The organism is Morganella psychrotolerans, assembly GCF_001676055.1.
Classification (GTDB): Bacteria; Pseudomonadota; Gammaproteobacteria; order Enterobacterales; family Enterobacteriaceae; genus Morganella; species Morganella psychrotolerans_B.
In genome coordinates, this window is record NZ_LZEX01000001.1 from 1 (window position 1) to 18,655 (window position 18,655).

Genomic DNA, 18,655 nt, shown 5'->3' on the forward strand with positions numbered 1-18,655 from the left:
TATCCCGTTTCAGACCGCAGGCAGACGGCGACGAACTGGCAACCGTTGTCGGACCGCCGGGGGAAGAAATTTACACCAATGAACAGGGCGCGGTAAAAGTCTATTTTCACTGGGATCGCCGGGGAAACCCTGATCACAGCGGCTCCTGCTGGTTGCGTGTCGCTCAGGGCTGGAACGGGGACGGATTCGGTTTTATGTCGATCCCGCGTATCGGGCAGGAAGTGATCGTGTCTTATCTTAACGGCGATATCGACCGACCGATCATCACCGGCTGCACTTATAACGGACGCAACCGCCCGCCGCTGAATCTGCCGAAAGAAAAAACCCGCACCACGTTTCGCACGAAAACCCATAAAGGGGACGGATTCAATGAACTGCGCTTTGAGGATTCAGGCGGGCAAGAGGAAATTTATCTTCATGCGCAGAAAAATCTGGCAATAAATGTGCTGAATTCCCGGGGAGAACGCATTAATTATGATCGCACGACCAGCATTGGTCACGACGATGAATTAGTGGTTGCCAATAACCGGACTCTCACTGTCGAAGGCCACCAGGCACACAAAACGACCGGCAACTATCAGGCGCAGATTGAGGGCGACCATCATCAGATCCTGGCGGGTGATCTTGTCGAACGTATTCAGGGCGCAGTCAGTACCGATGCAAGCGGTGATATCACCCTGCAAAGTAAGGGGAAAATCACCCTGAAAGTCGGCGGCAGCTTTATTGTCGTCCACGGCGGCGGCATTGATATTAAAGGTCCGGTGATTAATCTGAATTCCGGCGGCAGCCCCGGTGATATTTTGCAGGCAACAAACCCCGCCGTACTGAAAGCCGCCGCCAGCAGCGGGGCGGCTTTTGTGGCGCATTGCCCGATGAAAGAAACACAGGAGGAAACCGATAATGCTAAGTCAGAAACCTGTTACGCCGTTATTGATGCGGCTTGCGAGCCGGATGTTTTTTCATTGCTGGATAAATACAATCCACCGGCGTGTTGTTTGTACAGTGAGCCTCTGCAACCGGATATTGCCGAACTGGCGCCTTATCTGGTTGAAGTCACGGAGGAGGTCAGAAAATGGCTGGATGCACGACAAACGCCGTGGGGGATTTATATCTATGCAACGGCAAGTATGCGCGAGCTCCGGCATCATCTGCGTAAATTCACCATGGTCGTGATCCCTGATCAGGAAAAACCGGTATTCTGGCGGTTTTATGATCCGAGGAATATCTGGGAAATTTTAGCGACCTTTGATAACTGGCGTTTACATACTTTTCTGGGACCGGTGACAAAACTGGAAACCACCCTGTGGGGTAATGAGAAATCAGACCGGTTTAAAGAACAGCGGAAACAGTACCCTGAACAGGCGAATATGAGCGGGATGTTTTTGAAATTCTCATCAAAAGAGTATGACGAAATAGATAAGGTATTTGACCAAAAGCAGGCAGAAAAAATGGCTGTTTATTTTTTAATGAATGAGGCAAACAGTGATAACAGGAATTCTAAATTATCTATAATTGATATAATGAATAAAACATTAAGAAATGACAGATTCAATTATGAAAAATCATTAACGGGATTATCATCCTCCGGGCTTGACAGGTATCATAAACTGTCACTGGATATTATTGTTCTTTTCAAAAAGCTATCTGTTTCAGATATGGAGTCTTACCTGTATTTTTGCTATGCACTGTCATTTTGCAGAATAAAAAATTACAATGAAATACCATCTGAGTGGTTGCGTTTTTTTATCAGTATCGGAAGGTGAAGGAAATTATAAAATTTGCAAATTATTGATATCATTTTTTGGTGCCTTACCTGATATATATAACCAGTAGTTTACTATTTTATTTAACAGGAAAATAATATGCCACTCACTAACAAAAATAAAACTGCAAATGCTACTACTGGTGCTTGTCAGACATGTAAAATTCCTCCGGCCTGTACGCTGGAAGCAAAAATAAAATTCAAGGAAGAAGAAAAAATATACAGGCAGGATGAAAATTTTAATGTGAAATTTTTTCATCTGATTGATTTATCAAACGGAGCTAATATTTTTGACGATAAACATCGTGAAGAGATGAGTGTTCCGGTTGAATTTACAGCAACGGCAAAAAAATGTATATCCAGAAACCACAACTGTCCTGTCGGTAAAGTTTATGCCGAAAATTTTTCCGGTCCAATCATTAATTTTGATAATGCCAATGCTTATAAAGGAAGACTGGCCTACCTGAAAAAATATGAAGACCTTGAAAACGAAATATCCCCGATAGATGACCTCTTTGACTTGCTGGATACAAAAGTATTTTCAGATAATGGTTGTTATCAGCAGAGATACAGACTTATATTAACAGAGTGTAACGGCCAGCCATTTTATTCAATTGCACCGTATGATTTTCAACAGTATAAAAAATGGTTTGAATTAAATAAAGAAGAGATAGCAGAGTCGCCGGAAAAAATTATTTACCCGGTATTATCTTACGCCAGTAAGCTGATAAATCCGGTAGATACCTTTAAAGACGTTTTATTTAAACAGGGAGTGCGACAGCTTTGTAGTGCAAAATTCATCATTGCAATTAATCGCTCGGTTGAAGCCAATTTAAAAATAAAATTCAGTAACAAGCAGGAAGAAAGTGATATTACAACAGGTCAGTACATACAAAAAACAGCAGTAAATATATCAGGAGAACTGATATCCAAAATAGGTACAAGTGAAGTATCTCTGAAAACAGAATACGAATTAACACAATCGTATCAGCAGAATGTCGGTGATTTTAATTTACTAAAGAAAACCAATGATTTAATCAATTTTTTTGTGAGTTCAGTTTCAAAAAGCGATAAGGAAAACGATGCGTTCCCTATTCTGAGTTTTGAACTTATCAAGCCGGAAATGAGTGTAAAAGGTAAAAACGACCTGGTTTTGAGTAAAGAAAAAAAATTAATCTCCAGACTAACATGTGATGTCGGGCTCGACCCGATGATTGGTCTCAAGATCCAACTTGATTTACTGCAGAGTTTTATTTCCTTATTTCCTGCCCGGTATGGCGTTACAAAAGCCAGGGAAGTCCTGGCCGCTGATGAAAAAAAAGTAAAAAAAGGGGAGGATGGTGCATTTTTATTAGCAAAAATCAATATTGTTCTGGAGCTGGCTTCTAAGTTCACCTTTTCCTTCAAAACGGATGATACCGGTGACTGGGGATATGTCAGTCCGGTTCTCGGGTTTAATGTGAAAGTCATCGGCACGGCCAGTCTTGAGAGCGGTGCCCGCTGGAATGGTATCAGTGGTTTTTTCAATGCCGAAGCGGCGATGTCTGCGAAATTTTACTTTGAACTCGACGAGGAAAATAACGGAAAGAAAGGCTTGAGGGCTATTTATTATCACGACGGGTTATCCGCAGAGGTAACTACGGGATATTCGGTCGGAGTGGCTAATGATACACCTAATGATGAAGGTATGAATAGTGAAAATACAACAATTACTCCAAAATCAAAACCGGAAAAGTGGGTTATTATCCCAAAACTTAAGAAAGCGGATTCAACACACATTATCAACTTTGGCGACTAAGTTAATTTTTATTTTAATAATATCCGGTTATGCGAATGCAGGTAAAGTAATGAAAACAAACTACTCAGCATCTTTTAATTCCAGTGCGGCATTTTGCTTGGTGAAAGTCAACGACATCTTAATTATGGACAGCAGTAGTTCATCTACTGGCACGATGTTTGCCGGACAGACCATCAGTGGGTTACTGGAAAACGGTGAAAATACGATTACGGTTACAATGCTGAATAAGCCTTATCGCCAACAAAATACAGAATTAACGACGGATATGGCCTGTACAGCGGTAGTTGAAAAGCTATATCCCGGAAATAAATCGGAAGTCATTAAAACTGTGACATTAATCGTCAATGATGATAAAAACATCAAGCCTGATAACCCGGATGATAAATCGATTGTGAAGTTTGGTGTTACAGATCGTCGTTTTGAAGATGGCTCAATAGAAGTTACAAAAAAATTCTTGGTCGATGGCCTGCCGGAATGGAACTGGACAACAGCCTCACCGGTAACGGAGAACGATATACCAAAAATTAAAGCATTTTATGAAGAGCTTCAGGATGCGTTCAGACAAAAAGATTTAGTCAAAATAAGAAAAATGACCGGCGGGGCATGGAATATGTTAGCTACCATCCAGGGAGGAACACCCGATATGATGTGGAATTCCATGGATTTTCAGCGCTATTTTGATAATGGTTATAAGGCCACTCCTGTTAACTGGGATAAATACGAATTACATGCGTATAAAAATGACCGAATCTTTCGCTATGAAGTAGGTTATTCACGAGGATCACCTATCAGACTGGAGAATAAAGAAGACCGCCGTTTTGTCTACAATCCGTACCTTTCTATCATTGATGGTAAGGTAACGGTTGTTCATTAAAATAAAAAAGCCATTATTTTATGTAAGATAATGGCTCATTTATTAAATAAGGAACTGTATGTCCTCTGGAATTCTTATCGGTGATACCGGTACCGGTCATGGCAGCCATAAACCGACTAACGTGATATCCGGCTCCCATACCGTAAAAGCAGATAATAAAGGTATTGCGTGTCTGGGCGATAGCCTGGCGCCTCACGGTAATCATAGCCGGAATATTATTACCAGTTCCGCGAGTGTTTTTGTTGACGGCAAACCAGCGGCAAGAAGCGGAGATAAAATTAATTGTGGCAGTATATTGGTCGGTGGCTCAACGGTTAATGTCGGCTAGCCTGGTCGAAGATGTGTTACAGCGCAGCTCTTCCGGCATGGCCGCCGATATTTATTTTACCTCTGTTATTATTTGTTTTTATATCTGGCTTTATTCAGGAACTGACTTATTTAATATGTTATACGGAATGAAAATATGATTATAAAAAATAACTTCATAGCGTTATTATTCGTTATGACTGGGATATTTACAGCACAGGCAAAAGAACGCAATATTGAAATAAGAACCTCCATTGATTCCAAATACCTTTTTTGTGAGGTCAAAACAAACGGGGTTCCGGGGTATGACAACCGGGCAAGTGCAATGAGAGGGGAAGGTGCCGGCACGACCAGCACAAATTCCTACATCGTCATGAGCAATGGTGAGAATGAATTAACGGTGGAAGTGGGGGCGCTGGACTGGTTTTCAAAAAATGCCGCAGAGATTGAGAATAAAGAGACCTTTAATCCGGCGGCATATTGTAAAGCGGAGATGACACTGGTTGACTATGATAATGACCAGGTACTGAATATTGCCACACTGGAGATAAAAATTAATGAACAGGGAATACCGACCGCGTACCTGAATAATGTGCCGGACAATACAGTGGTGTTTAATAAAACAACTTCTCACCCGACAGAGCGTGTTACCAAAAATAAAGCCATATCTGCTGATATCGATAAGCGGGGGTACCCGGATAATATGACCCTTTATCAGTTTACTAAGTCCTTTACGGTTTCCGGTCTTCCTGACTGGCAATGGGGGTATTCAGAGCCGTATACCGGCAGTCCGGAACAAATTGTCCTGCTGAAAGAGGCCTACAGCGAACTATGGCTGGCGTTAAAAAACAAAGATATTAAGAAAGTGAGAAAACTTCATACCCCTGCAGCTGAAAGTTGGGCGATAACAACACAAAGTACAGTTGAAAAAATCCTTGACTCTCAGCGGTACAATACCATTTATGATGAAAAGCATGTTGAGATGAAAACGATAGACTGGGATAATTTTTATATCATTCCGATGAATAACGGGAAAATGGTCCGGATGGTTTATAAAGAAACATTACGGTTTTCACCGGTGGGTATAAGTTATGTAAACGAAAGAGGAAATAAATCCTCATACTTTTTTTCCCCGATATTTTCATTGGTGAACGGGAAATATATACCGGTTATCTGATGTTATAAATGCACTGTTTTTATTTTTTGATGGTGCATTTAAATTTGGTATTTCAATGATTTAACAGGAAAAAGAGATGCCCTCTGTAATTCTTATCGGTGATACCGGTACCGGTCATGGCAGCCATAAACCGACTAACGTGATATCCGGCTCCCATACCGTAAAAGCAGATAATAAAGGTATTGCGCGTCTGGGCGATAGCCTGGCGCCTCACGGTAATCATAGCCGGAATATTATTACCAGTTCTGCGAGTGTTTTTGTTGACGGAAAACCAGCGGCAAGAAGCGGTGATAAAGTTAATTGTGGCGGCATCTTGATCGGTGGCTCAACGGTTAATGTTGGTTAGCTGACTCTGACTCTGTTTTACAGTAATAGCCATCCTGGCATAATCGCTGGCATTCATTTTATCTAACTAGCTGAAGATAATACTAATAAAAGAGGAATTAAGCGTGGCAGTACAAAAATTACCTCAAAATAAAAAAACGATAAATGGGTTGTTATCCCAAAACTTAAGAAAGCGGATTCAACACATATTATCAACTTTGGCGACTAAGTTAATTTTTATTTTAATAATATCCGGTTATGCGAATGCAGGTAAAGTAATGAAAACAAACTACTCAGCATCTTTTAATTCCAGTGCGGCATTTTGCCTGGTGAAAGTGAATGGTATATTAATTATGGATAGTGGTGATTCATCTACTGGCACGATGTTTGCCGGACAGACCATCAGCGGATTACTGGAAAACGGGGAAAACACCATCACCATGGCAATGGTAGATGAACCGTTCAGCCAGGACGGCTCCGGATTAACAACCGACATGGCCTGTAAAGTCACTGTGGAGAAATTATATCCTGGTAACAAATCAGAGCCGGTAATAACGGCGGCATTACTGGTCAATCATGATAAGCAGATTGTTCCTGTTACCCCGGATGATAAATCCATTGTGAAGTGTGGTGTTACAGACCGGCGCTTTGAAAGTGGTTCAATGGAGGTGACAAAAAAATTCCGGGCTGATGGTTTGCCTGACTGGAACTGGACCACAGCCACACCGGTCACTGAGCAGGATATCCCCAAGATCAAAGCGTTTTATGAAGAACTTCACAATGCGTTCAGACGGCAAGACCTGGCGAAAATACGGAAAATGACCGGCGGGGCATGGGAGATGTTAGCAACCACGCAGGGCGGAACGCCGGATATGATGTGGGATTCCATGGATTTTCAGCGCTACTTTGATAATGGCTATAAAACGGTTCCGGTTAACTGGGATGAGTATGAGTTACATACGTATAAAAACGGCAGAATATTTCGCTATGAAGTCGGTTATGATCGGGTATCACCTATCGAGCTGGAGAATAAAGACGGCGATAATTTTGTCTATAACCCGTACCTTTCTATCATTGATGGTAAGGTAACGGTTGTTCATTAAAATAAAAAAGCCATTATTTTATGTAAGATAATGGCTTATTTATTAAATAAGGAAACATATGCCCTCTGTAATTCTTATAGGTGACACCGGTACCGGTCATGGCAGCCATAAACCGACTAACGTGATATCCGGCTCCCATACCGTAAAAGCAGATAATAAAGGTATTGCGCGTCTGGGCGATAGCCTGGCGCCTCACGGTAATCATAGCCGGAATATTATTACCAGTTCTGTGAGTGTTTTTGTGGATGGCAAACCGGCGGCAAGAAGTGGCGATAAAATTAGCTGCGGAGGGATATTGGTTGGTGATTCAACAGTTAATGTTGGTTAGTCAGGTTAGCTGTTATATACGGTTTCATCAGCGGATTATCAGGCGCGTAAACCCTTTTTGTCGTTTGGTAAAAACCGCGCCCGGCTTTTTTGTGCTTACAGCAACGGCAGTTCCCGCAACTGAATAACATTCTTCATCACCAGTGTGGATGTCAGGCGCTGGACACCCGGCATTGCAGAGAGCTTACTGTCATACAGGCGCTGGAATGCATCAATATCTTTTACCACAATTGTCAGCATATAGTCCGGATCACCAAATAGCCTTTTAGCTTCAATAATGTACGGAACATCAACAACCGCTTCTTCAAATTTGCGCATGCTTTCCTGATTACCGTCTTTCATGGTTACAAAAACCAGTGCTGAAAAATTCAGCCCCAGTACCCGCGGGTCAAGCTGTGCGCGGTAATCACAAATTGCCCCGGATTGTTCCAGCGCTTTCAGTCTGCGGTGGCAGGGCGAAAGACTCAGGCCGACGCGATCTGCCAGCTCAGTGACAGTTAATCGTCCATCAAGTTGTAATTCAGAAAGGATCTTCCTGTCAAAGCTGTCCATTGGCAATTTCCTTCCAAAAATAAGGTAAATCAGGTGCTGATTAGCAAGCACATTCTATCCGATTAACGATATTCTTCCTATCAGTTTCCGGTGAAGGAAAGAGGTATACGGAAACGGATTTTAAAAAGTGTCAGAATGACCCGGCAACAAGCCCCCGCCGGGTCTGACTAAATAAAAAACCCCGTTTCATGGCTCTGAAACGGGGTTTTTCTTATTCTGAGAATGGCTAACTGTGCGGATGATTATAATGCCCTGCATTTTGCATGTATAAGGGTATATAGCCAACGTCATTCAAGATGCAGGAAGGCGGCAAGGGAAGACAGACGGGGAGCATACATTAGTATGTGACCCGGCTGGCTTCATGCTGCCAACGAACCTGCAGTTTGAATGAATAAGGGTATAAAGTAGTTGAACCTCATGATCCACAGGTGTATTTTATTACTCACGGGCTGTTAGCTCAGTTGGCAGAGCACTGGACTCTTAATCCATTGGTCGGGGGTTCGAACCCCCCACAGCCCATCAATAAAAATAAGATGTTACCTGTTCCGCGTCATCAGGCATGTTCCATGCGGGACGTAGCCGGGATGCAACTGCTAAAAATCATATCAATTTGCCGGGCATTGTCAGTCAGAGGATTGAGTGCGGGGTGAATCTCTTGCGTGTCGAAACGCTTAGTTTGCCGTTAAACGATAAAACACCCGGTGGATATCATCGGGTGTTTTATCATTGAAGGTGGTCAGTGTATCAGCTTGCGGATGATTCAATGCCCTGGCTGCGCAGGTATTCATCATAAGTTCCGGTGAAGTCGATAACTTTTTCCGGGGTGATTTCGATGATGCGGGTAGCCAGAGAACTGACGAACTCACGGTCATGGGAAACAAAGACTAATGTTCCCTGATATAAATCAAGCGCCATATTCAGAGATTCAATGGATTCCATGTCGAGGTGGTTAGTCGGCTCATCCATAATAAGAATGTTCGGCTTGGTCATCATCAGCTTACCGAATAACATCCGGCCTTTTTCGCCTCCTGACAGAACCTGAACCGGTTTCTTGATATCATCCTGGGAGAACAGCAGACGCCCGAGCACACCGCGGACAGATTGCTCATCATCACCGGCCTGCATCCACAGACTCATCCAGTCGAAAACCGTCATATTGACATCAAAATCAGTCCCGTGATCCTGCCCGTAATAACCGATAGCCGCATTTTCAGACCATTTGTAGCGGCCTGCATCCGGTGTCAGTTCGCCGACAAGAGTTTTCATCAGTGTGGTTTTACCGACACCATTCATACCCAGAACGGCGATTTTTTCACCCACTTCAACCATCATATTGATGTTTTTGAACAATGGCGGGTTGTTATCATACCCTTTGGTCAGGTTTTCTACTTCCAGCGCATTACGGAACAGTTTTTTGTCCTGATCAAAACGGATAAACGGATTCTGGCGGCTGGAGGCTTTTATTTCTGCCAGCTGAATTTTATCTATCTGCTTAGCGCGGGAGGTTGCCTGGCGTGATTTGGAGGCATTTGCACTGAAACGGCTGACAAATGACTGCAATTCATTGATCTGTGCTTTTTTCTTCGCGTTATCCGCTAACAGACGCTCACGGGATTGTGTGGCGGCAAACATATATTCATCATAGTTACCCGGATGCACATTCAGGCTGCCGTAATCCAGATCCGCCATGTGTGTACACACCATATTGAGGAAGTGACGGTCATGGGAAATAATGATCATGGTACTGTTACGGGCATTCAGCGTCTGCTCAAGCCAGCGGATAGTATCGATATCCAGGTTATTCGTCGGCTCATCGAGCAGCAGAATATCCGGGTCAGCAAACAGCGCCTGGGCTAATAAGACACGCAGTTTCCAGCCCGGAGCGACTTCGCTCATCGGGCCGCTGTGCTGCTCCAGCGGAATACCCACACCCAGCAATAATTCACCGGCGCGGGATTCGACTGTATAGCCATCCATTTCGGCAAACTGTACTTCCAGATCCGCCACACGCATGCCGTCTTCTTCGCTCATTTCCGGCAAATTATAGATGCGGTCGCGTTCCTGTTTGACTTCCCACAGCTCACTGTGACCCATGATCACAGTATCAAGCACGCTGAATTCTTCATAAGCAAACTGATCCTGCTTCAGTTTACCCAGGCGCTCATTCGGGTCGAGGAAGACATTCCCGCCGGACGGAGTGAGTTCGCCGCCGAGAATTTTCATAAAGGTGGATTTACCACTGCCGTTCGCGCCGATCAAGCCGTAGCGATTGCCGCCGCCGAATTTTACAGAGATGTTTTCAAACAGCGGCTTAGCGCCGAACTGCATCGTGATATTATTGCTGATTAACAAGACGAATACTCATTAGTTGAAATTGAAAAAAGAAACGGCGGGCATTATGCCACAAATTAAACGCGAACTCACCGGTGTATAAAAAAAAAGGCGGGGCATGTGCGGAAAAATGCAAAACAAAATTGATAAACAGCCGATTCTCTGATGAAGTTGTCCCGGGCTTTCTGTAAGAGAAGCCCGGCGGGTATATACCCGACTTCATTCAGGATAGCGCTATGCCATGGACATTTTCTCATCCGGCGGTTGTTTTTCCGCTGAAACATTCCCGTTTCGGACGCGGGCTGAATCTTCCCGCTCTGATAACCGGCAGTCTTTCGCCCGATTTACTGTATTCTTTCGGGTTATACCGCGCAGCAGATGATGCGCATCATTTCGGCGGCTGGTTTTATACCGGACTGCCGTTTTGTCTGCTTCTTATTCTGATTTTTCATTATTTATCTGATCCGCTGAAAAAAATTCTGCCTGTTCCTGTCACCGACCCGCTGACACGTTCATGGCGCGGCAATGCTATCCTACTGATTTCTTTGTTTATTGGTGCTGCCACTCATATTATCTGGGATGCATTTACCCATGAAACCGGCACTGTCGTCAGAGCGGTGTCACTGCTGCAGGCGTCTGTATTGCAGGGAATGACTGACGGGCAGGAAATTGGTGTCTACAAAGTGTTACAGCACCTCGGCTCACTGCTCGGCGCCGGGTATCTTTGTCTGGTCTATATCCGCTATCAGCGCAGGCTTGATGCCGCGCAGCAACAGAAAAACCGCCGTAAATTTGTTCGCCTGGCGGGTCTTGCTGTATTTTCAGCCCTTTGTGCATTGCCGGTTGCATTGTGGCTTGCTCACAGGACAAACGGTTTTCATGTGAATCGTTTTGTCTTTTATGAATTGTCGCTGACTGTACCGTTTTTGTTCGGATTTATTGTATTGATGGCACTATTTTATGCAGTTAAGCGGGTTTGACGGCTTTATTCTGTGCGTTTTGATGTCACTCCGGTATTCTTGGTATAAATTTTAGCGCAGCCCTTAGCGCAACATACCTGTTCAGAGGAAATACCATGGCAATCTGGGTCGATGCTGACGCCTGTCCGAAAGTAATCAAAGAGATACTCTACCGGGCAGCAGATCGTGAAAAAATAGAGATTACATTTGTTGCCAACCAGCGCCTGGTTGTCCCGGCATCACCCTTTTTGCGAACATTACAGGTGTCCGCAGGGTTTGATGTCGCTGATAACGAAATTGTCTGCCGGGTGCAACCGGATGAACTGGTGATCACCGCCGATATTCCGCTGGCAGCCGAAGTGCTGGAAAAGGGCGGTGTAGCGCTCAACCCGCGTGGAGAACGCTACAGCAATGCCACTATCCGGGAGCGCCTGACCATGCGTGACTTTATGGACACTATGCGAGCCAGCGGTGTTCAGACCGGCGGTCCGGCAACCATGAATCAGCGTGACCGCCAGCAGTTTGCCAATGAACTGGATAAATGGCTGTTACAGCGCAAAAAACGCCTCTCTGTGTCCTGATCCCTCCATGTCATTAATATATGAATGTTTTCCGGGCTGCATTATGTAGCCCGGCAGTAATAATTCCCTCTCTTTGTTCACTATCCGACCTAAAACATCATAATAACAATGGGTTATAATTATTCTGCTGCCGTATTTATGCAGACGATCTGGTCTGGATCTGACTAAATGCCTCGTTAAATCCGATACTTTATATCGGTCATTCCTGATAATGCTTCTATTTAGCACTGATATTATTAACAATGCATCATATTCATTAACAATATAATGATATTTGTTATAATTAGCGTGCTACTTTATTAAAGAATTGCCATATAAATATTAAATAAAATGATGAGGCTTTAGATGAAAATCTCACGCAGAAAGTTAATCTTAGGGGTTGGTGCTGCCGGGGTGTTGGCAGGTGGTGCTTCAGTATTAGTTCCGATGGTTCGCCGCGACGGTAAATTTGTGGAAACCACATCCCGTGCAAAAGCAGTTACCGGCACGGAAGGCGCGTTACCGAAAGAAGCCGATGCTGTGATTATCGGCGGCGGTATGATGGGCATCATGACTGCAATTAACCTGGCTGAAAGGGGCATGAGCGTTACCGTCCTGGAAAAAGGAGATATTGCCGGTGAACAGTCCGGACGGGCTTACAGCCAGATCATCAGCTATAAAACATCAAAAGAAATTTTCCCGCTGCACCATTACGGCAAAATGCTGTGGCGCGGTATGAATGAAAAAATTGGCGCGGATACCAGTTACCGGACTCAGGGCCGCGTTGAAGTGCCGTCAAGTGCGGACGATCTCGAAAAATCACAGGCGTGGGTTGAATCTGCCAAAGTGTGGGCATCTGACTTTGATGCGCCGCTCAATACCCGTTTTATTAAGGGTGATGAATTAAAACAACGTCTTGCCGGTGCAAAAACAGACTGGCCGATTGCCGGGTTTGAAGAAGATTCCGGCAGTGTGGATCCGGAAACAGGCGTGCCGGTTCTGGCTGAGTATGCCAAAACACTGGGTGTTAAAATTTTCACCCACTGTGCGGTTCGCGGTATTGAAACTGCCGGCGGTAAAGTATCTGATGTTGTTACTGAGAAAGGCGCAATCAAAACCTCTCATGTTGTACTGACCGGGGGGATCTGGTCGCGTCTGTTTATGGGCAATCTGGGTATTGATATCCCGACACTGAATGTGTACTTGTCACAGCAAAGGGTTTCCGGTGTGCCGGGTGCGCCACGCGGCAATGTGCATTTACCAAGCGGTATCCATTTCCGTGAGCAGGCCGACGGCACTTATGCAGTAGCGCCGCGTATTTTCACCAGCTCAGTGGTGAAAGACAGCTTCCTGCTGGGACCAAAATTCCTGCATCTGCTGGGCGGTGGCGAATTACCGCTGGAATTCTCCATCGGGGAAGATTTATTTAACTCCTTTAAAATGGCAACCTCCTGGAATATGGATGAAGTATCGCCGTTTGAGACTCACCGGATTGCGACAGCAACACAGAACAGCGAACATCTGGATGCGGTATTCGCCCGCATGAAAGCAGAGTTTCCTGTATTTGAACAATCAAAAGTGGTTGAGCGCTGGGGTGCGGTTGTTGCACCTACGTTTGACGAACTGCCGATTATTTCTGAAGTGAAAGAGTATCCGGGACTGGTTATCAATACCGCAACCGTATGGGGCATGACCGAAGGTCCTGCATCCGGCGAAATTACAGCGGATATTGTTACCGGCAAAAAACCGGTGATTGATCCGGCACCGTTTAGTCTTTCACGTTTCAGTTAATTAGTTAATTACCTGCAATATTATAAAGAGGCTTAATATGCGTTATAAAAGTTTACTGTTAGCTCTTCCGTTAGTATGGGGTGCGGCAAATGCAGCTGAAGGTGTTGTTCATCACAAACTGAACGGCATGCCTATCTCTGAATCTGTGGAAATCAGCGGCAACAAAAACATTATTTTCCTCAGCGGAAAAGTCCCGGCTAAAATTTCAAAAGACGCACCGGAAGGTGTTCTGGCGTCTTACGGTAACACTGAAGCTCAGACCATCAGTGTTATGGAACAAATAAAAGCACATCTGGCTGAATTAGGTCTGGAAATGAAAGATGTGGTGAAAATGCAGGTGTTCCTGGTCGGCGGTGATGAAACCAACGGCACAATGGATTTCGCAGGCTTTATGGCAGGTTATTCTAAATTCTATAACGATAAAGATTCCGGCAATGCATTACCGGCACGCAGCACTTTCCAGGTGGCGAAATTAGCCAACCCTGCATGGCGTGTAGAGATTGAAGTGACCGCAGTACGCCCGTAAGGTGATATAGCGGCATCATAATTAACGGATTTATACTTTTCGGGGTATAAGTCCGTTACTTGTCCGCTGTACTAATAAAATTGTTATAACCTGTTGAATTAAGATAATTAATCCTGTTATTCCCCGGCGTGTACATACTGCGTTATTCTGCCTTTTGAGACAACGATATGCTGACACGAGTCGGCTTTTCACTATAAAATGGCACTCTGCCTGTTAACTCTTCCTGTATTCAAAATAATCCCGCACCTTTTATATGGTTTTGATATTAATCAATAAGGTCTGACCAGTCCATTTTATGATTGTCAGTAATTAAAGAGCGATGTGAGATTATAATGACAACAAAAATAATACCTGAAAATACGGATGGATTGCCGGTCAGCCGCCGTCACTTTGTGCAGGCGGGTGCCGCACTGGTTACCTTGCCGTTTATCAGCAGTAACGCCGGTGCACAGGCGGATGAGAGTTTGCCGCAGAGTTCGGCCGACAGTGTGACCGCGCATGCCGGAGCTGATGTGATAGCCACATGCAGCACGTTTGACTGCGGCGGGAAATGTGATATTCGCGCACATGTGAAAGAGGGCATTGTCACGCGGATAACCACCCGCCCGGATGCGGATCTTGATGAGGGCATGCCGGTGATGCGGGCGTGTGTCCGCGGGCGCGGTTACCGTAAATTTGTCTATAACGCTGATCGGCTGAAATACCCGATGAAACGGGTCGGCAAGCGCGGCGAAGGGAAGTTTGAGCGGATTTCATGGGATGAAGCAACCACCATGATCGCCGAAAATGTCACCCGGCTGACAGAAAAACATGGCGCAGCCAGCCGCTTTCTGACAGTTAACACCGCTGTTACCGGGGGAATTTTCTCCGGCGATACTATGATGAAGAAACTGTTTAACCTGACCGGCGGTTATCTGCCGTATTATCACTCCGTCAGTCTGGGAAACACAGTCAAAGTCACCCCTTATACTTACGGGATTGCCAAAACCGGCAGCTCGATGGATACCCTGGCAAATACGCCGTTAGTGATCCTCTGGGGACATAACCCGAACGAAACCGTATTCGGGCATTCCAATCATTACTATCAGAAAATGAAGCAAAACGGCACAAAGTTTATTGTCGTTGATCCGCGCTATTCTGATACCGCGCAGTCTCTGGCTGACCAGTGGATCCCACTGTTGCCGACCACAGATAATGCCCTGATGGACGCGATGATGTATGTCATCGTCACTGAAAACCTCCACGACAAAGCGTTTGTGGATAAATATGTTATCGGTTTTGATGAAGAGCATATGCCGGAGGGTGTTCCGGCAGGTGAATCGCTGGTCGCTTATCTGACCGGTAAAAAAGACGGCACCGAAAAAACACCGGAGTGGGCAGAAAAAATTACCCGCGTCCCGGCAAATACAATCCGCCAGCTGGCACGTGAGTATGCGATGACCAAACCGGCGGCACTTATTCAGGGCTGGGGACCACAACGCCACATTTGTGGTGAGCGCAGTGCGCGCGGCTCCACTCTGCTGGCGGCGATCACCGGGAATGTCGGGAAAGAGGGCGCATGGGCTGCCGGTTACGGCGGCGGCGGTAACCGTGTGTCAATGCACGGGCCGGATACCGGCGAAAACCCGGTTAAAGCACAAATCTCCATTATGAACTGGATGCAGGCGGTTGAAGATGCCGGTAAAGTGCGCCCGGAAGACGGGTTACTCGGTGTTGATAAACTTGATACCAATATCAAAATGATCTTTTCGCTGGCGGGTAACTATCTGGTTAATCAAAACCCGGATGTGAATGCGGCAGCAAAATTACTGGCAGATGAATCAAAAGTTGAATTTATCGTTGTCAGTGACCTGTATATGTCGCCGTCCGCCAAATACGCTGATCTGCTGCTGCCGGAAACCAGCTTTATGGAGCGCTGGAATATTGGCGATACCTGGGGCACCGGCAGTTACTTTATTCTGTCTGAAAAACTCATCGAACCCGCATTTGAACGCCGTTCTGATTATGACTGGATAAGTGAAGTGGCAGATAAAATGGGTGTAAAAGAAGCGCTGACAGAAGGGCGCAGTGAAAAAGAGTGGATTGCGTATCTTGTCGGGATGAATAAAGCCCGCTTCCCTGAGCGCCCTGATTTCCCGACCTTTGAGGAGTTACAGAAAACCCGCCGTTACCTTTTCAAAGATAAGCCGTTTGTTGCCTTTGAAGCGAATATCCGTGACCCGGAAAATAATCCGTTCCCGACACCGTCCGGCAAAATTGAAATTTTCTCCAAACGTTTGTATGACATGCAGAATCCGGATATTCCGGCGCTGTCTCATTATGTCCCGGCGATTGAAGGACCGGAAGATAAACTGACGGACACCTATCCGCTTCAGATGCTGACCTGGAAAGGGCGCAACCGCGCAAACTCCACGCAGTTTTCTAATCCGTGGTTGCAGGAAGTACAGGGACAAACATTGTGGATTAACCCGATTGATGCAGAAAAACGCGGGATCAGTGAAGGGGATATGGTGCGTATTTATAATGAGCGCGGTATTTCTCAGATCCCCGCGCTTATCACTCAGCGCATTATCCCGGGCGTTGTCGGAATGCAGGCTGGTGCCTGGTGGAATCCGGATGAAAAGGGTGTTGATCACGGCGGCTGCCCGAATGTGCTGACATCCACACGGATGACCCCGCTGGCACACGGTAACTCGCATCTGACAGTTCTGGTTGAGGTAACAAAAGCATGAGTGATTTTAAAGAATACGCACCGGTCAGTGATGAACAGCTCGGGTTCTTTATTGACTCCTCACGCTGTTCCGGCTGTAAAGCCTGCCAGGTCGCCTGTAAAGATAAAAATAATCTGGAAGTCGGGCGCAAATTCCGCCGTGTGTATGAAGTTCAGGGTGGCGGATTTGCACCCAATGGTCAGGGCGGTTATGAAAACAATGTTTTTTCCTACACGCTGACTATCTCCTGTAACCACTGCGACGATCCGGTCTGTGTTAAAAACTGCCCGACCACCGCGATGCATAAACGTCCGGGTGATGGCATTGTGCGGGTTGATACGGACAAATGTGTCGGCTGCGGCTATTGCGCCTGGTCGTGTCCTTACGGCGCGCCGCAGATGAATAAAGATACAGGGCAAATGTCCAAATGTGACCTTTGTGTCGACTTGCTGGCGGAAGGTCAGAATCCGGTATGCGTTGATACCTGTCCGCTTAATGCCATAAAATTCGGTAAAATACGCGAACTTCGTGAAAAATACGGGCATTTAAGCCAGGTTCAGGGATTGCCTGACTTTACCATCACACAGCCTAACCTGGTGATAAAACCACACAAAGGGGCGCAGAATAAAGGGGAGGCGACATCATGAGTGAGTGGCCGTTAGTTGCATTTACGTTATTTGTACAAAGCTCAGTCGGTGTTGTGATTTTTTCCGCGCTTTTCTTCTGTTATCTGGAAAAATCACTGGGCAATCAGCGGGCAAGCCTTGCCATGAAACCGGTATTGCTGACCGGCGCAGTTCTCGGTTGTCTCGGGCTGCTCGCTTCGACACTGCACATGGGGTATCCGTGGAATGCATTTCATGCGCTGCGCCATATCAGCACTTCCTGGCTGAGCCGTGAGATTGTTTTTGCTGCCGTATATCTGGGTGCGCTGTGTCTTTATACCCTGTTTGTTTTGATCAAAGGGCGGATGAACCGGAGTATTCTTGCGCTGATTGGATTGCTCGGACTGATTGATATTTACTGTATGGCATCCCTGTATTTCAGTACCGCGATGATGACATGGATGCATGTGAATACCTATATTCTGTTCTTTGCAGCCGTGTTTGCCGCAGGCGGTGCCATTGCGCTGGGATTAACCGCGCTTCGGGTGAAATCAGTTATTGACGGTACAACAGCAGTACGGATTGTTGCAACCGCACTGGGTCTGATTTTCCTGGCGGTTGCGGTACGGATGGCAGCTCAGCCATTCTTCCTGGAATGGTTGTCTGAAACGGCACAAAACAGTGATGCGATAACCTTTCCGCACTCACCGCTGGCCGCTTACGCAACAACGTCCGGACTGAGGATTATTGCCGGTGCATTATCAATCAGCGGAATTTTGTTCCTCGGATTCAGCCTGATGCGGATGCGCAACACTGTACTGACCAGTGGTCTGCCGGTTATTTTATCCGGTTCAATCCTGATTTTTGCCGGTGAGGTGCTTAACCGGTTTGCGTTTTTTATTGTGAAGTAGTTAAGTTACCAAGGCATAGTTCCTTATCATTGAGGGAT

17 protein-coding genes and 1 tRNA gene are annotated in these 18,655 nt (G+C 45.7%); 16 read left to right on the forward strand and 2 right to left on the reverse strand.

What is annotated here, in order from left to right; genetic code table 11:
* From tssI to AYY17_RS00040, 8 genes are all read left to right on the forward strand, one after another.
* Nucleotides 1-1,763, forward strand: a 1,763-nt coding sequence (gene tssI / locus AYY17_RS21685) for a type VI secretion system tip protein TssI/VgrG (protein ID WP_162271082.1), incomplete at its 5' end; no start/stop codon positions are given.
* Nucleotides 1,764-1,862: 99 nt separating this feature from the next.
* On the forward strand, nucleotides 1,863-3,560 hold the full coding sequence (locus AYY17_RS00010; RefSeq protein ID WP_067420260.1) for a hypothetical protein: 1,698 nt from the start codon (nucleotides 1,863-1,865) through the stop codon (nucleotides 3,558-3,560).
* A gap of 49 nt (nucleotides 3,561-3,609) precedes the next feature.
* Nucleotides 3,610-4,434 (forward strand): hypothetical protein, encoded by an 825-nt coding sequence (locus tag AYY17_RS00015; protein ID WP_067420262.1) that lies wholly within the window; start codon nucleotides 3,610-3,612, stop codon nucleotides 4,432-4,434.
* A gap of 58 nt (nucleotides 4,435-4,492) precedes the next feature.
* Nucleotides 4,493-4,762: a PAAR domain-containing protein gene (locus AYY17_RS00020; RefSeq protein WP_067420264.1), complete on the forward strand. Its 270-nt coding sequence runs from the start codon at nucleotides 4,493-4,495 to the stop codon at nucleotides 4,760-4,762.
* A 174-nt stretch (nucleotides 4,763-4,936) separates the two neighbouring features.
* Entirely contained in the window at nucleotides 4,937-5,917 is a 981-nt protein-coding gene (locus AYY17_RS00025) for a hypothetical protein (RefSeq protein ID WP_156656596.1), read from the forward strand.
* 76 nt (nucleotides 5,918-5,993) lie between these two features.
* Nucleotides 5,994-6,263 (forward strand): PAAR domain-containing protein, encoded by a 270-nt coding sequence (locus AYY17_RS00030; RefSeq protein WP_067420268.1) that lies wholly within the window; start codon nucleotides 5,994-5,996, stop codon nucleotides 6,261-6,263.
* A gap of 256 nt (nucleotides 6,264-6,519) precedes the next feature.
* Entirely contained in the window at nucleotides 6,520-7,344 is an 825-nt protein-coding gene (locus AYY17_RS00035; RefSeq protein ID WP_067420270.1) for a hypothetical protein, read from the forward strand.
* Between the two features lie 58 nt (nucleotides 7,345-7,402).
* The gene (locus AYY17_RS00040) at nucleotides 7,403-7,672 is read left to right on the forward strand and encodes a PAAR domain-containing protein (protein WP_067420271.1); all 270 of its coding nucleotides are present in this window, start codon (nucleotides 7,403-7,405) and stop codon (nucleotides 7,670-7,672) included.
* 95 nt (nucleotides 7,673-7,767) lie between these two features.
* On the opposite strand, the gene AYY17_RS00045 is transcribed toward AYY17_RS00040, so the two are convergent.
* Nucleotides 7,768-8,223: an Lrp/AsnC family transcriptional regulator gene (locus tag AYY17_RS00045; protein WP_067362324.1), complete on the reverse strand. Its 456-nt coding sequence runs from the start codon at nucleotides 8,221-8,223 to the stop codon at nucleotides 7,768-7,770.
* Between the two features lie 446 nt (nucleotides 8,224-8,669).
* Here AYY17_RS00045 and AYY17_RS00050 point away from each other — a divergent pair.
* Nucleotides 8,670-8,742 (forward strand) — tRNA-Lys (locus tag AYY17_RS00050).
* A gap of 225 nt (nucleotides 8,743-8,967) precedes the next feature.
* Here the strand turns inward: AYY17_RS00050 and AYY17_RS00055 are convergent.
* Nucleotides 8,968-10,575: an ABC-F family ATPase gene (locus tag AYY17_RS00055; protein WP_067420273.1), complete on the reverse strand. Its 1,608-nt coding sequence runs from the start codon at nucleotides 10,573-10,575 to the stop codon at nucleotides 8,968-8,970.
* 215 nt (nucleotides 10,576-10,790) lie between these two features.
* On the opposite strand from AYY17_RS00055, the gene AYY17_RS00060 reads away from it, so the two are divergent.
* The 7 genes from AYY17_RS00060 to AYY17_RS00090 all read left to right on the forward strand — a co-directional run bounded on the left by AYY17_RS00060 (nucleotide 10,791) and on the right by AYY17_RS00090 (nucleotide 18,617).
* Nucleotides 10,791-11,534 (forward strand): DUF4184 family protein, encoded by a 744-nt coding sequence (locus tag AYY17_RS00060; RefSeq protein WP_067420274.1) that lies wholly within the window; start codon nucleotides 10,791-10,793, stop codon nucleotides 11,532-11,534.
* A gap of 95 nt (nucleotides 11,535-11,629) precedes the next feature.
* The gene (locus AYY17_RS00065) at nucleotides 11,630-12,094 is read left to right on the forward strand and encodes a YaiI/YqxD family protein (RefSeq protein ID WP_067420276.1); all 465 of its coding nucleotides are present in this window, start codon (nucleotides 11,630-11,632) and stop codon (nucleotides 12,092-12,094) included.
* A gap of 345 nt (nucleotides 12,095-12,439) precedes the next feature.
* Nucleotides 12,440-13,864 (forward strand): NAD(P)/FAD-dependent oxidoreductase, encoded by a 1,425-nt coding sequence (locus AYY17_RS00070; protein WP_067420278.1) that lies wholly within the window; start codon nucleotides 12,440-12,442, stop codon nucleotides 13,862-13,864.
* Nucleotides 13,865-13,901: 37 nt separating this feature from the next.
* Nucleotides 13,902-14,390 carry a RidA family protein gene (locus AYY17_RS00075; RefSeq protein ID WP_067362358.1) on the forward strand — a complete coding sequence of 163 codons (489 nt, stop codon included), beginning with the start codon at nucleotides 13,902-13,904 and terminating at the stop codon, nucleotides 14,388-14,390.
* Nucleotides 14,391-14,722: 332 nt separating this feature from the next.
* On the forward strand, nucleotides 14,723-17,122 hold the full coding sequence (locus tag AYY17_RS00080) for a DMSO/selenate family reductase complex A subunit (protein WP_067420280.1): 2,400 nt from the start codon (nucleotides 14,723-14,725) through the stop codon (nucleotides 17,120-17,122).
* On the forward strand, nucleotides 17,119-17,748 hold the full coding sequence (locus tag AYY17_RS00085; RefSeq protein WP_067399549.1) for a DMSO/selenate family reductase complex B subunit: 630 nt from the start codon (nucleotides 17,119-17,121) through the stop codon (nucleotides 17,746-17,748). Before AYY17_RS00080 ends, AYY17_RS00085 begins: the two co-directional genes overlap by 4 nt.
* Nucleotides 17,745-18,617 carry a dimethyl sulfoxide reductase anchor subunit family protein gene (locus tag AYY17_RS00090; RefSeq protein WP_067420283.1) on the forward strand — a complete coding sequence of 291 codons (873 nt, stop codon included), beginning with the start codon at nucleotides 17,745-17,747 and terminating at the stop codon, nucleotides 18,615-18,617. The genes AYY17_RS00085 and AYY17_RS00090 overlap by 4 nt, the downstream gene beginning before the upstream one ends.
* Nucleotides 18,618-18,655: the final 38 nt, after the last annotated feature.